The 13,991-nt window shown below is 64.8% G+C and carries 12 protein-coding genes and 1 pseudogene; 5 read left to right on the forward strand and 8 right to left on the reverse strand.

Annotated elements, in window-relative coordinates; translation table 11 throughout:
- The first annotated feature begins 190 nt into the window (after positions 1 to 190).
- Positions 191 to 1,201, forward strand: coding sequence for a polysaccharide deacetylase family protein (locus EOA24_RS10840; protein ID WP_126078621.1), 1,011 nt, complete (start codon positions 191 to 193; stop codon positions 1,199 to 1,201).
- A gap of 118 nt (positions 1,202 to 1,319) precedes the next feature.
- Here EOA24_RS10840 and sbmA read toward each other — a convergent pair whose 3' ends face one another.
- From sbmA to EOA24_RS10860, 3 genes are all read right to left on the reverse strand, one after another.
- Positions 1,320 to 2,597: a peptide antibiotic transporter SbmA gene (gene sbmA / locus EOA24_RS10845; protein ID WP_126078622.1), complete on the reverse strand. Its 1,278-nt coding sequence runs from the start codon at positions 2,595 to 2,597 to the stop codon at positions 1,320 to 1,322.
- 122 nt (positions 2,598 to 2,719) lie between these two features.
- Entirely contained in the window at positions 2,720 to 3,877 is a 1,158-nt protein-coding gene (locus EOA24_RS10850) for a YbfB/YjiJ family MFS transporter (protein WP_245463216.1), read from the reverse strand.
- 232 nt (positions 3,878 to 4,109) lie between these two features.
- Complete coding sequence (locus tag EOA24_RS10860; protein WP_126078623.1) at positions 4,110 to 4,310, reverse strand: hypothetical protein; 201 nt, start codon at positions 4,308 to 4,310, stop codon at positions 4,110 to 4,112.
- A 96-nt stretch (positions 4,311 to 4,406) separates the two neighbouring features.
- Here EOA24_RS10860 and EOA24_RS10865 point away from each other — a divergent pair, with 96 nt between their 5' ends.
- From EOA24_RS10865 to EOA24_RS10875, 3 genes and pseudogenes are all read left to right on the forward strand, one after another.
- Entirely contained in the window at positions 4,407 to 5,321 is a 915-nt protein-coding gene (locus EOA24_RS10865) for a LysR substrate-binding domain-containing protein (protein ID WP_126078624.1), read from the forward strand.
- Between the two features lie 86 nt (positions 5,322 to 5,407).
- On the forward strand, positions 5,408 to 6,664 hold the full coding sequence (locus EOA24_RS10870) for an aminopeptidase (RefSeq protein WP_126078625.1): 1,257 nt from the start codon (positions 5,408 to 5,410) through the stop codon (positions 6,662 to 6,664).
- Between the two features lie 22 nt (positions 6,665 to 6,686).
- Positions 6,687 to 7,048 (forward strand): annotated as a pseudogene (locus tag EOA24_RS10875) (DUF488 domain-containing protein).
- Between the two features lie 244 nt (positions 7,049 to 7,292).
- On the opposite strand, the gene EOA24_RS10885 reads toward EOA24_RS10875, so the two are convergent.
- Positions 7,293 to 7,646, reverse strand: coding sequence for an ArsC family reductase (locus EOA24_RS10885; protein WP_126078626.1), 354 nt, complete (start codon positions 7,644 to 7,646; stop codon positions 7,293 to 7,295).
- Positions 7,647 to 7,910: 264 nt separating this feature from the next.
- On the opposite strand from EOA24_RS10885, the gene EOA24_RS10890 reads away from it, so the two are divergent.
- On the forward strand, positions 7,911 to 8,651 hold the full coding sequence (locus tag EOA24_RS10890) for an SOS response-associated peptidase (protein ID WP_127409789.1): 741 nt from the start codon (positions 7,911 to 7,913) through the stop codon (positions 8,649 to 8,651).
- 444 nt (positions 8,652 to 9,095) lie between these two features.
- On the opposite strand, the gene EOA24_RS10900 is transcribed toward EOA24_RS10890, so the two are convergent.
- From EOA24_RS10900 to EOA24_RS10915, 4 genes are all read right to left on the reverse strand, one after another.
- Positions 9,096 to 10,073: a 2-dehydropantoate 2-reductase gene (locus EOA24_RS10900; RefSeq protein ID WP_126078627.1), complete on the reverse strand. Its 978-nt coding sequence runs from the start codon at positions 10,071 to 10,073 to the stop codon at positions 9,096 to 9,098.
- Positions 10,073 to 11,602, reverse strand: a complete 1,530-nt coding sequence (locus tag EOA24_RS10905) for an acyl--CoA ligase (protein ID WP_126078628.1) — start codon at positions 11,600 to 11,602, stop codon at positions 10,073 to 10,075. The genes EOA24_RS10900 and EOA24_RS10905 overlap by 1 nt, the downstream gene beginning before the upstream one ends.
- A 45-nt stretch (positions 11,603 to 11,647) precedes the next feature.
- Positions 11,648 to 13,234 carry a gamma-glutamyltransferase gene (ggt, locus tag EOA24_RS10910; RefSeq protein WP_126078629.1) on the reverse strand — a complete coding sequence of 529 codons (1,587 nt, stop codon included), beginning with the start codon at positions 13,232 to 13,234 and terminating at the stop codon, positions 11,648 to 11,650.
- A gap of 20 nt (positions 13,235 to 13,254) precedes the next feature.
- A partial coding sequence (locus EOA24_RS10915; protein WP_133374493.1) for an ABC transporter permease occupies positions 13,255 to 13,991 on the reverse strand: 737 nt, incomplete at its 5' end.

Genomic DNA, 13,991 nt, shown 5'->3' on the forward strand with positions numbered 1-13,991 from the left:
TTATTGCCCCAGAGGGGGGCGCTTCTTGAGCCCGCGTTTTAGCGAAAATTTGTCGGCATGGAAGGGGGCGGGCCGGAAAATCGGCTGAGAACGCCAGATGCCGCACGGGGCTTGCCGGATCGCATCGACGCCACATTTGCGCGATAGCCGGCTTCCGATCGGCCCGAAGGGTCCTGCCAGAAGGTTGCCAATGCTTCGTTCGTACCGCGTCCTCGCCTACAGCCTTGCTTCGCTGGCCTCAGCCAATGCCGCCCTCGCCGATCCGCCGAAACCGCCAGCCGTTTCGCCGGCCAGGCCCAAGCAGGTCGTGCTGATTTCTTTCGATGCCGCCCGCGAGATCTCGCAATGGCAGCGAAGCCGGGCGCTGGCAAAGCGCACCGGCGCGCATTTCACCTATTTCCTGTCCTGCGTCTTCCTGCTCTCGCCGGACACGCGACAACAATATGCCGGCCCCGGCAAGACCGCCGGCAAATCCAATGTCGGCTTCGGCGCCTCGAAACAGGACGTCGCGGATCGGCTCGAGCAGGTCCGGCTGGCGGCTGCCGAGGGCCACGACATCGGCAGCCATGCCTGCGGCCATTTCGACGGCAAGGATTGGAGCAAGGCCGACTGGCTGGCCGAGTTCGCCTCCGTGCGGCGCATCTTCGAGAACGCCTATGCGATCAACGGCATCCCCGAACCGGCCGACTGGCACGATTTCGCGGCTCATGCGCTGGTCGGGTTTCGCGCGCCGTATCTTTCAACGAACAAGGCGCTTTACGAAGCGCTGCCCGAGGCGGGCTTCCAATATGACGCGAGCGGCGTTTCCAACGGCCCCGAACTACCGCCGGCCCGCGACGGCACAATCCGTTTCGCCCTGCCGCTCATCCCGGAGGGGCCCAAGGCGAGGCCGGTGGTCGCCATGGACTACAATCTCTATGTCCGCCATTCAGACGGCGCCGAGAAACCGGCGATGGCGGGCGAATTCACCGAGCGCGCCTATCAGGCGTTCCTCACCGCCTTCGAGGCTGAGTACATCAGCAAGCGCCTGCCGCTGGAGCTCGGCTTCCACTTCACGCTGATGAACGGCGGCGCCTATTGGGACGCGCTGGAGCGCTTCGCCGACGAGGTCTGCGTGAAAGCCGACGTCGAGTGCATCAGCTTTCGCGATTATGTCTCGCGGCAGCGCGCCGGACGCGCGCAGGCGAGTGTGGGCGGCTGACTGGACCCAGCCGCGCCCTAACGCGCGGCGCGATCTTTCAGATTCGCTCCATGCGCTTTAGGTTTGATCTTACGCATGTCTCGATCCCGAAACCGGTTCCCACTTTCGGGAGGCTGCTTTAACTTACCGGCTGATCTTCGGGACGCATGCCAGCCTGCTCGCGTTCCAGATAATGCTGATCGATAACCGGCAGTTGTTCGCCTTGCAGCGTCGCCTCGAAGGCACGCAAACGTTTGTGCACAGACTGCAGCTCGACAATCGTCGACCAAGAATTCAACAGGAACTGCAGCGAGTTCGTCACCTTGCCGAACGCGTTCGAGATCTGATTCAGCGCGCCAAACGTGATCTTGTGCGCGACCAGCGAAGGCCCGAGGATCAGCAGCGAGAAGATGTTGTCGGCCTGCAGGTAGGTGTAACGAACTACGTTGAAATAGATGTAGTGGAAATAGAGCTTGAAATAATTGCGGCGGACGTTGTTGAACAATTGCGTCGTCGTCGCCGGCTGAGCCCGGTCGGGATGATCTTCGCCGTAGACAAGCTCCTTGCGATAAGCTGCCTCGACACGCTGGTTTCGAAACTGCAGGCCCGGGAGCTTAAGACCCGCCACCATGACGGAGATCGTTCCGAATAGACACCAGCCCAATGCCGCAACGACCAGTGGTTGAGGGACCGCGCCGATGATCGGCAATTCGGTGATGTGAGCCTGTAGCTGAATCAAGACCGGCAGAAAGGCGATCAGGGTCATGATCGACTGAACGAAGGTCGAGCCGAGATCTTCCATGATCTGCGAGAAACGCATCGTGTCTTCCTGGATACGCTGCGAGGCGCCCTCGATGTGGCGCAGCCGGCCCCAATTGGCCATGAAGTAATCGTTCATCGCGGTGCGCCAACGGAAGATCCAGTGGCTAACGATGAAGGCGTTGACCACCTGCACATTCATGCCGACCAGCGCCAGCCAGGAGAAATCGGCCAGCCCTTTGTAGAATTCTATGTTGGTCGAGGGAGTCGTTCCCGACATCAAGCCTTGGACGTAGTCGAAGAAGGGGCCATACCAATTATTGACCGCAACCGAGATCTGAACGTTAAAGTAGATGAAGAACAGGATGACGGCGGTCATCAGGATCGACCAGTTCTGCCACGGGTGCGGGGCGTACCAGCTCCAGAAGGCGTAGAAGACCGCCACGCAGGCCACAAAGTAGATATAGAACCACAGGAACGGCTTCGACCACAGCACCGCGATGCCGATAATGGGCGGCGTGCCGGCCGCTGCCGGCGGCAAGCCGAAGACGGCGCCCAGTTGCTCACCACCGAAGAACCAGAACAGGATCGCCGCAAGGCTCCAGAGGGCGGCCGAGGTGAAGAAGAGCTTCGGCTGCGGGAAGAAAGATACGAACACTGTGGCGGGTTTCCTCGGTCTGACCGCAAATCAGCGGCGTTGCTGTTCGGCGGGCATAAGGTCACACATTAGGGGGAAAGAAAATGCCCTGCCCGATGCCCGGCATCGAACAAGGCCGCAAATCATGGCGATTTTGGCGCGGCCGACCAGGCAATGACGCCGGAGAGCAACAGGGCAACCGCCGCCATGATAGAGGCAAGGGTATAATTGCCCGACGCCTGGGCGAGCAGACCGGCGGCGACCGGGCCGACGATCTGGCCAAGGCCGAAGGCCGCCGTCATCACTGCGAAGACGCGGCGTGGCGCCCGCGGCGCGAGCTGTCTGCCCATCTGTATCCCCAGCGCCGTGATGGCGATGAAGGTGCCGCCGAGCAGGACACCGGCGATCAGCGGCCCGGCGGCACCTTTGACGACCACGCTGGCGGTGACGCCGACCACCTCGATCAGGCAGATCGCAGCGTAAGCGGCGTAGATCCCGATGCGGGCGGCGAGCTTGTGCCAGAACCAGGTCGAGGGAAAGCCGGCAAGCCCGGCGACCATCCAGACGGTAGCCTCGAACACGCGGCCGCCGCCGCCCTGGCGAACGATGGCGACCAGGAAGGTGGCCGTCACCACATAGCCGAAGCCGAACAGCCCGTAGGCGACGATCATCTTCGCCAGCGACCGGTCTTTCGGCAGCGCCGGCTCACGCCCGTCAACGCCATTGGCCGGCGTGGCCGAGCCCGCAAGCAGCATGACGATCAGCAAGCCAACCGCCGAAAGCGCTCCGGACCAGAGCCAGCCCGCGGCCCAATCCGCGTGTTCGGAGACGAGGATCGCGAGCAGTGCGGAGGAGACGGCAATGCCGAGGCCGACACCGCCGAAATGCAGCGCCTGCAGATCGCCGCGTCCGGCTTCCGCCAGATGGCTGAAGACGATCGAGGCCATGAACACCATGACGAAGGCGCTGGCGAGGCCGGCGAGGAAGCGGAGAAGCAGGAAAGCGGCCATCGTCTCGTTGAGACCCATGAGCCCTGCGAGCACGGCACTGGCGGCCAGGCCGGCGAACATCAGCAGGCGCTCCTGGCCATGCGCCCAGCCGCCGGCCGCGGCCAAAGCGCCGATGAGATAGCCGAGATAGTTGGCGGCCGCGATCCAGCCGGCATCGGCCGGGGTCAGGTGCAGTCCCTCCATCATGCCCGGCAGGATCGGCGTGTAGACGAAGCGACCGATGCCCTGGGCGACGGCAAGCGCGACCATGCCGGCAAAGGCAAGACGCACGGGAGATGGCGAGGCGTTCATTGCGGCGCACAATAAGAATGTGCGCTCGCGAAACAATGCGCTTGCGTTGGGCCAGCGCGGGGACGCGCCCCAGGCGTAGACGTCCCCTCACCCAGCCTCCGCTTCGCTCGGGTGACCTCTCCCCGCTGGGGAGAGGAGATTGTCGACGCCGGCGCCAACTTCTTCTCCCCACCGGGGAGAAGGTGGCCGCGAAGCGGCCGGATGAGGGGGAGCGCCGCCGAAAGGCCAATAACTAGCGACAGCCCGCCCCTGCCGTCTCGTAGGCCGTCCGGCGGGCCGTCAGCCGGAACGGCATGTCGCCGAGTTCGCGCTCCGACATCGTGTCGAGCACCGGATGCGACAGCGGATCGGTGATCCAGCGGGCGATCTCGCCATCGTCGCGCGACCTCGCCTCGGTCCCGGCAAACCCTTTCAGCAAGGATAAAATCTTCATCGGACTACTCGTGGCTCAAGGCTATTCGTGTTAAATTCTGCGCTTTCCCGTCGGGATTCAATTGAGATTTCGATCGACGCCATTTAGAAAAACTGAATGGCTATGCTCAACCGCGTCCATCTCAACGGCCTGCGCGCCGTGGAAACCGTCGCCCGGCTGGGATCGCTGGCGGCAGCCGCCGCCGAGCTGAACGTCTCGGTCAGCGCCGTCAGCCAGCAGGTCAAGCGCACGGAAAAGCAGCTGGGACAGGCGCTGTTCGAACGCACGCCTGGCGGGCTGGTGCCGACCGAATTCGGCGCCGCCTTCACGGCGCGGCTCAGCACCGGCTTCCGCGAGCTCGCGCAAGCGGTGGCGCTGGCCGACGAGGCCAATGAATGCACGCTGGTCGTCTCGGTGGCGCCGGCCTTCGCCTCGAAATGGCTGCTGCCCCGGCTGTCGCGGCATTTCGCGCGGCATCCGAACGTGCTTTTGCGCATCGACGCCTCGGCCAAGGTCGCCGATCTCGACCGCTCCGACATCGATATCGCCATCCGGCTCGGTGACGGCAAATGGCCAGGCGACCGCGCCGAGCTTCTGCTTGCGCAGGAGGTGTTTCCGGTCTGCGCGCCCTCGATCGCGGCCAGGCTGCACTCGATCGGCGATCTGGCGCAGACCTGCGCCATCACCGACGAGCGGGCGATGTTCAGCTGGGACAGCTGGTTCGAGGCCGCCGGCGTCGAGCCGGTCACCTTCCAGAAGGGCGCGCGCTTCACCGATCCGATGCTTTGCCTGGAATCGGCGATCGCCGGTCACGGCGTGATGCTTGCCTGGCAGTTGCTGACCGCCGACGCGCTGGCCGACGGCCGACTGGTCGCGCCCTTCGGGATCAGGGCCGAGAGCGGGCTCGGCTACTGGCTGGTGACCTCGGCCACCAAGAGTGAAAGCCGCAAGGTGCGCGATTTCAAGGCCTGGATCCGCGAGGAGATCGAGGTGACGGTGGCGCAGTTTCGCGCGCTGGACAGCGCTGCCTGAAATCATGCCCAGTCAATCGCGGTGGAAAGGTCAATCGCAGCGGTCTATGTAAGGATGAGAACCCCAACATAACGGCAGGCAGGATCATGACCACACATTCGCGCGGCGTTTTGGCAAGCATCGATCCGGTGAAGCTCGACAGGCTGGCGGAAGTCGCCATCAAGGTCGGGCTGCAACTGCAGCCCGGTCAGGATCTGGTGCTGACTTCGTCGATCGCGGCGCTGCCGCTGACGCGGCGCATCGTCGAGCATGCCTACAAGGCTGGCGCCGGGCTGGTGACGCCGATCTTCAACGATGACGAGATCACGCTGGCGCGCTTTCGCTACGGCGCCGATGCCGGCTTCGACCGCGCCGCCGGCTGGCTCTACGAGGGCATGGCGAAGGCCTTCTCGAACAATGCCGCGCGGCTCGCGGTGCGCGGCGAGGATCCGTCGCTGCTTTCCTCGCAGGACCCGGCCAAGGTGGCGCGCGCCAACAAGGCGAACTCGATGGCCTATCAGCCGGCGCTGGAGAAGATCACCGGCTTCGACATCAACTGGAACATCGTCGCCTATCCCGATCTTGCCTGGGCTCGCCAAGTGTTTCCGGGCGAGCCGGACGACGTCGCGGTGGTGAAGCTCGCCGACGCCATCTTCTCCGCCTCGCGGGTCGACGTCGATGACCCGATCGGCAACTGGAAGGCGCACAACGCGGCGCTGGCCGAGCGCACGAAATGGCTGAACGAGCACAATTTCCATTCCCTGCATTTCACCGGGCCGGGCACGGATCTCACCGTCGGGCTGGCGGATGGCCATGAATGGATGGGCGGCGCTTCGACGGCGAAGAACGGCGTCACCTGCAATCCCAATATCCCGACCGAGGAGGTCTTCACCACGCCGCATGCCAGGCGCGTCGAGGGTCACGTCTCCTCGACCAAGCCGCTCTCCTACCAGGGCACGCTGATCGACGAGATCTCGGTGCGCTTCGAGGGCGGGCGGATCGTCGAGGCCAAGGCCTCGAAGGGCGAGGACGTGCTGAAGAAGGTGCTCGACACCGACGAGGGCGCGCGCCGTCTCGGCGAAGTGGCGCTGGTGCCGCATTCCTCGCCGATCTCGAAGAGCGGGCTTCTGTTCTTCAACACGCTGTTCGACGAGAACGCCGCCTGCCACATCGCGCTCGGGCAGTGCTACTCGAAGTGCTTCGTCAACGGCGCCTCGCTCAGCCAGGACGAGATCGCCGCGCGCGGCGGCAACAAGAGCTTCATCCACATCGACTGGATGATCGGCTCGGACAAGATCGACATCGACGGCGTGGCCAAGGACGGCAACCGCGTGCCGGTGATGCGCAAGGGCGAGTGGGCATAACCTCCTCGCCAGCGGAGATGTGATGGCCTTCGACATAGCGGTGAAGCGCGTCTATGAGCCGCCGGCGAAAGCCGACGGCCAGCGCGTGCTGGTCGACCGCATCTGGCCGCGCGGCGTCGCCAAGCAGCACGCCGCGCTGACGCTCTGGCTGCAGGAGATCGCGCCGAGCGACGCGTTGCGCAAATGGTTCGGGCATGAGCCGGAGCGCTGGGCGCAGTTCCAGAAGCGGTATCGGGCGGAGCTTGACGCGAATGGCGAGGCGGTGGCGCAACTGCGTGGTCTGATGCGCGGGGCAAGGTGACGCTGCTCTATGGCGCGCATGACGAGGCGCACAACAACGCGGTGGCGCTGGCGGGGTATTTGGAAGCCCAAGCTAATTGTTGAGAGGTCGAGTTCCTTCGCCCCCCTCTCTGTCCTGCCGGACATCTCCCCCTCAAGGGGGGAGATTGGCAGCTTTGGCGACGGCGCTCGTCCTGCAACGTCTGCGATTGGCAGCTTTGGCGAGGCGCTTGTCTTGCAACGCCTGCGATTAGCGAAAGCCGGCGTGACGGCTAATCTCCCCCCTTGAGGGGGAGATGTCCGGCAGGACAGAGAGGGGGGCGAAGGAACGCTGCCTAAGTAGTCGAGCCTACTTTCCGCCCACCGCCTCCTCGTAAACCTCCGCCTTGAACCCCACGAACACCCGCTCCCCCACCTCGAGCACCGGCCGCTTGATCATCGTCGGCATGGCGAGCATCAGTTTCTTCGCCTTCTTCTCGTCCAGCCCGGCCTTGTCCGCCTCCGGCAGCTCGCGAAAGGTGGTGCTGCCCTTGTTGAGCAGCTTTTCCCAGCCGACCTTGCCGACCCAGCCGTCCAGTTTCCCAGCCTCGATCCCCTCGGCCCGGTAGTCATGGAAGCGATAGTGCCCGCCGTGGCTTTCCAGCCAAACGCGCGCCTTCCTGATCGTGTCGCAGGTGGTGATGCCATACATGGTGATGGTCAAGGCGGGCCTCTGTCGGGTGGGGTTTCGAATCCGGCGGAAGCCTAGGCCGTTTGGACCAGACATCAAGTAGGAACCGATCGTTCGCCTGCCAGCGGTGCGTCGCTCGGCAGGTGACAATTCGTGTCAGGATCACGATGCCGTGCCAAGAGGTCAACGATTCAGCGTTGGAGAGTTCGAGATGCAGGCATGTTCGACGGACCAGTACAGGTCCGTCGGCCATTTTTTGTTTCTGGATTACGAGCGATCGCTGGGGCATCCTATGGCATGTGCAACCTCTACAACATCACCACAAGCCAGGACGCCATCCGCGAGTGGACCCGCGCCATGCGGGACATCATGGGCAACCTTGAGCCCTCGCTGGACGTCTATCCCAACATGCCCGGCGCAGTGGTCCGCAATGCCCCCGATGGCCAGCGTGAGCTTGCCAAGCTGCTGTGGGGCATGCCAACGCCGGCAGAGCGGGTGAAGGGCAAGGCGGACTACGGGACCACCAACATCCGCAATCCGCAGTACGCCCATTGGCAGCAATATGTTGGCGTGGAGAACCGCTGTGTGGTGCCCGTTACAAGCTTCGCGGAGCCCAGCCCCACGCCCAACGACAAGGACCCTGAGACGGGCATACAGCGGAACTACTGGTTTGCGCGAAGCGGGGACCGTCCGCTGTTTTTCTTCGCTGGCATGTGGACGCGCTGGCAGGGGGTCCGCAGGGTCAAGGACGGGGCTGGAGACTTCGAGCTTTACGGCTTCCTTACGACCAAGCCGAACGCCCTCATAGCGCCCATCCACGACAAGGCCATGCCGGTGATCCTGACTACGCGCGAGGAGGTGGACATGTGGCTAACCGCGCCGTGGTCCGAAGCGCGGCACATGCAGCGGACAGCCCCCGACGATGCCTTGGTGATCGTCGAGAAGCCGGCCACACAAATCAAGTTCCCAAATGCCGGGGATGCGGCGGGTGGCCAAATGTCATTACTTTTACCCGGCTCTGACCCGGCGAGGAGATGATCTATCAATCTTTTTCGTCTCGCCAGATCACCCGCCGCACCATACGCACCCCCACAAGGCGCCTCACGCGTATCTTCACGCCCTGGACGGCGCTGGGCAGCAAAATGTCCACGTCGAACTCCCGCCGCTTGCAGCGCTCGCACCGCATGTGCCGCTCGACGTCCCAGAACGGAATGTCCCCCATGAGCTTGAGGAGATCTCCGGGGAGGTAGTGATGGGTGATGTTGCAGTTGATGCACCGGACGCGGATTAACTGCCCGATTTCATGGGCACGGCTTAGCGTCTGAACGACGCGTCGGGATCTGCTGCTCGGCTCCGGCATGCCCTACGAAATAGGAAAGTGTTCCTCGCGGAGTCAATTCAAGCAAAACCCTTTTGTTCTATTTTTGTTCATTGTGGCAGTTAGAGCTATCGGAGTGACGGAGCTTCAGGACCGGCGTTCCTCTAATAACACCCGCGCTCGATCGCCAGCCGCCGCACCAGAGCCAGCACGCTGTCGATGGTGGGCGTCGGCTGGCCGGTCAGGCGGCCGAGTTCCTGCACCGCCGTGACCAGCGCGTCGATCTCCATCGGGCGGCCGCGCTCGAGGTCCTGCAGCATCGAGGTCTTGTGCTCGCCGACATCGCCGGCGCCCTTGATGCGACGGTCGACGGAGACGGGAAAGCGCACGCCGATGCGCTCGCCGATCGCCTGCGCCTCCAGCATCAAGGCGCGGGCGACCGCACGCGTGCCTTCGTCGGCGACGATGGCCGCCAGCGTGCTGCCGGTCAGCGCCGAGATCGGGTTGAAGGAGAGATTGCCCCAGAGCTTCACCCAGATCTCAGAGCGGATGTCCTCGCGCACCGGGGCCTGCAGCCCGGCCTTGACCATTTCGCGCGCCAAGGCGGTGGCCCGCTCGCTCTTCTCGCCCGACGGCTCGCCCAGCGAGAAGCGCGTGCCCTCGACATGGCGGATCAGGCCGGGCGCGTCGACCTCGACGGCCGGATAGACGACGGAGCCGATGACGCGCTCGGGCCTGATGCGCTGCCAGATCTCGCCACCGGGATCGACAGCGCCGAGCCGCGTGCCCTCCAGCGCGCCGCCCGCCTTGTGGAAATACCACCAGGGGACGCCGTTCTGCATGGTGACGACGGCGGTGCCCTTGCCCAGCAACGGTGCTATCCGGTCAAGGGCCGGCGCCAGCGAATGCGCCTTCAGCGCCAGCACGACATAATCCTGCACGCCGAGTTCCTCGGCGCGCGCAGCCGCGTTCACCCGCGCCACGGTTTCCTTTCCATCCTCGATCAGGCGAAGGCCACCGGCCTTGATCGCGTCCAGATGCGCGCCGCGCGCCACGATCGACAGATCGACCGAGCCGGCGATCGCGAGCTTCGCGGCAAGATAGCCGCCGATGGCGCCGGCGCCAAAGACCGTGATGCGCATCAGCCGAGCCCGAGCTTTGCCGCGAGGCCGATGCGCTGCAATTTGCCGGTGGCGCCCTTCGGAATCTCGTCGAGGATCACCACCTTGCGCGGCACCTTGAAATCGGCGAGCCGGGTGGCGGCGAAACCACGGATGTCGGCCTCGCTGGCGCTCTGGCCCTCGCGCAGCACTACAGCGGACGCCACCTCTTCACCGAGCTTGTCATGCGGCATAGCGAAGGTGACGACCTGCGCCACCGCCGGATGGTCCATCAGCACGTCGTCGACCTCGAGCGGCGAGATCTTCTCGCCGCCGCGATTGATGATCTCCTTCAGCCGGCCGGTGACGCGCAGGTAGTTGTCCTCGTCGAGCACGCCCTGGTCGCCGGTGTGGAACCAGCCATGGGCGAAGGCGCTGGCATTGGCGTCCGGGTTCTTCTCATAGCCGGCGGTGACGTTCGGGCCGCGAATGACGATCTCGCCGATCTCGCCGGCTTTGAGCAATCGCCCATCCGGCGCCATGACGGCGACTTCAGGCCCGGCGGACGCACCGACGCTGCCGGGCTTACGCAGGCCGGGCGGCAAGCGGTTGGACGCCATCTGATGCGCGGCCTCGGTCATGCCGTAGGATTCGATCACTGGGCAGCCGAAGGTCGCTTCGAGTTCGGCCATCACTTGCGCCGGAAGCGAAGCCGAAGAAGAGCGGATGAAGCGCAGCTTCGCTTCGGCAAGCTGCTCGGGATTGCGGGCGGCGCGCGGCAGGATCGCCTGATGCATGGTGGGTACCGCCGTGTACCAGCTTGGCCTCGCTTCGCTGAGCCACTGGAAGAAGCGCAGCGCGTTGAAACCCGGCGTGCAGAAGACACTGCCGCCGGCGGCGAGCGAGGAAAGCACCGCGGCGATCAGGCCATGGATGTGAAACAGCGGCATGATGTTGAGGCAGCGGTCGGCCGGCGTCAGGCCGAGCGTGGCGCCGATATGCGCGGCCGACGCCGCAAGGTTGGCGTGGCTGAGCGGCACGAGTTTCGGGCGCGAGGTGGTGCCGGAGGTGTGGAGCAGAAGCGCAACGTCGCCGTCCTCGGCCGATCCTGAGGAAACCGGTGGCCCGACCGGAGCGCCCTCGATCGTGAAGATACCGGCGGGCGAGCCTTCAGGCACGACCAAACGCAGCACCGGGGTGCCGAGGCGCGCGGCGACCTCGACCGAGGGGCCTGCCTCATCCTTGCCGACGAGGATCGCCTTGACGCCGATGTCGGTCAGGTAGAAATCGAGCTCGTCGGCCCGGTAGGCCGGATTGAGCGGCGCGGTGGACGCGGCCGCCGCCACAGCGATGAAGGCCGTCGCCATTTCCGGGCCGTTCGGCAGCACGATGGCGACGCGGTCGCCACGGCCGATGCCCAGCGCGTTGAGCCGCGCCACCGTATCGCGGATCAGCTTGCGCAATCCGCCATGCGAGAGGGCCGTCCGTTCGGGCGCGGCGATGGCCGGCGCGTCATCGGCGCCGGAGGCAAGACGATGGGCGAGATCGGTGGCGTTTTCGCTGTTTGTCATGGTTCCAGACTATGTTTCGAACGATCGGCCGATGTCCAGCGCTGCTCAAAATCCGAGCGCCAAGCCGTCCTTGCGCGGATCGGACGCGCCGGTCAGCGTGCCCTTCTCCCAATCGATCAGCACCGCCTGTCCGCCGCCCAGCGGGTGGTCGGGCTCGACAACACGATGACCTCGCCGGCGCAGGCCTTCGACGGCATCGGAATGCACGCTGCGCTCGGCCTCGACGACGTCGTGGTTGTAGAAGACGCGGGCCGCGTCGATCGCCTGCTGCGGGTCCATGCCGAAGTCGATCATGTTGGTCACGAGATGCACATGGCCGAAAGGCTGGTAGCCGCCGCCCATGACGCCGAACGGCATCATAGCGCGGCCGTTCCTCGTCATCATACCCGGCATGATCGTGTGCATCGGCCGCTTGCCTGGCGCTATCGCGTTTGGGTGCTTCGGATCGAGGCGGAAGCTGGAACCACGGTTCTGCAACACGACGCCGGTCTTCGGGCCGACGACGCCGCTGCCGAAGGAATAATAGGTCGAGTTGATGAAGCTGACCGCGTTGCGGTCGCGGTCGACGACGCTGATATAGACCGTGTCGCTGCCGGGAAGATCGAGACGCGGCAGATGGGTCATGGCGCGCTCGGAATCGATCGCGGCGCGCAAGCTGTCGGCATAGGCGCTGGAAAGCAACGCCTGGACCGGAACGTCGACGTGATCCTGGTCGGCGAAGAACGCATCGCGATCCTGATAGGCCAGGCGGCCCGCCTCGATCTCCAGATGCAGACGCTCGGCACCCTCGGGATCGAGCCTGCCGAGGTCGAAGCCCGAAAGCACGTTCAGCATCAGAAGCGCGGTCAGGCCCTGGTTGTTGGGCGGCATCTGGTGGATGTCGTGACCGCGATAGGAGGTGCTGACCGGGGTGCGGTAATCGCCCTTGGTCGCGGCGAAGTCTTCCAGCGTATGCAGGCCGCCAAGCGCGCGAAGCCGCCCGACCAGATCGCCCGCGACAGCGCCTTCGTAGAATCCGGCGCGGCCCTTTTTCGCGATGATGCGCAACGTCTCCGCCAGCTCCGGCTGGCGATGGATGTCCCCCGCCTTCGGGGGCCTGCCGCCGGGCAGGAAGATGCGCGTCGCAACCTCGTCGGCCGACAGGTCGGTCTCGGGGTCGTGCCAGTCGAAGGCGACGCGGTCGTGCACGACATAGCCTTCTTCCGCGTAGCGAATGGCCGGAGCGAGCGCATCGGCCAAACCCTTGCGGCCGTGGTCTTCCAGCAGCCGGCACCAGGCATCGACGGCGCCTGGAACGGTGACCGCGTGCGGGCCATGCAGTGGCAGTTCGCTGAAGCCCTTGTCCCGGTACCAGTCGACGGTCGCGGCGGCGGGTGCGCGGCCAGAGCCGTTGAAGGCGATCACCTCGCCCTGCCCCTTCGGGCAATAGAGCACAAAACAGTCGCCGCCGATGCCCGTCGATTGCGGCTCGACCACCGCCTGGACCGCGGCCGCGCAGACGGCGGCGTCCATGGCATTGCCGCCGGCGCGCAGCATGTCGATCGCGGCAAGGGTGGCAAGCGGATGCGAGGTCGCGGCCATCGCCTCGGTGGCGCGGACCGGCGAGCGGCCGGGAAACTGGAAGTCACGCATGCTGGTTCTGGTATCCTATATCAACGTCCGCGGCCGAAAAGCTGGGCGGCGGACAACAAGACGATCGATAGCACGATCAGGCAAGTCGAAATGGCGGCGATCGTCGGATCGATCTGGTCGCGCAGCGCATTGAACATGCGCCGCGTCAGCGTCGTGGTCTCGCCGCCCGAGATGAATAGCGACACCACCACCTCGTCGAAGGAGGTGATGAAGGCAAACAGCGCGCCCGAGACGATCGAGAATCTTATTTGCGGCATCGTCACCTGGAAGAAGGCGGAGAAGCGGCCGGCGCCGAGGCTGCGCGCCACCATCTCCTGGTTCATGTCGTAGGAGCGCAGCCCCGAAAGCACGGTCAGCACGACCAGCGGCAGCGCCTGCACCGTATGCGCGATGACGAGGCCGGTCAGCGTATTGTTGAGGCCGATGCGGGCATAGAGGAAGAACGTGCCGATGCCGATCAGGATGACCGGAATGATCAGCGATGCCGTGAGCAGCGCGTTGATCAAGCCGGTCATCCTGAGCGTGCGGGCGTTGATGGCGTAGGCCGCCGCGGTGCCGAGCAGCGTCGCGACGATCGCCGTCATCACCGCTACCTTGACCGATACGATGGTGGCGTCGCGCCATTCGAGGGAACCGAAATAGCTTTCGTACCAGCGCAGCGACCATTCCTGCGGCGGGAACTCCAAGAGCGAGGAGCCGGAGAAGGACATGATGACGATGATCACCGACGGGGCGATCAGGAACAGCATGACGAGGC

Origin of the sequence: Mesorhizobium sp. M2A.F.Ca.ET.039.01.1.1 (genome assembly GCF_003998035.1) — a bacterium.
Classification (GTDB): domain Bacteria; phylum Pseudomonadota; class Alphaproteobacteria; order Rhizobiales; family Rhizobiaceae; genus Mesorhizobium.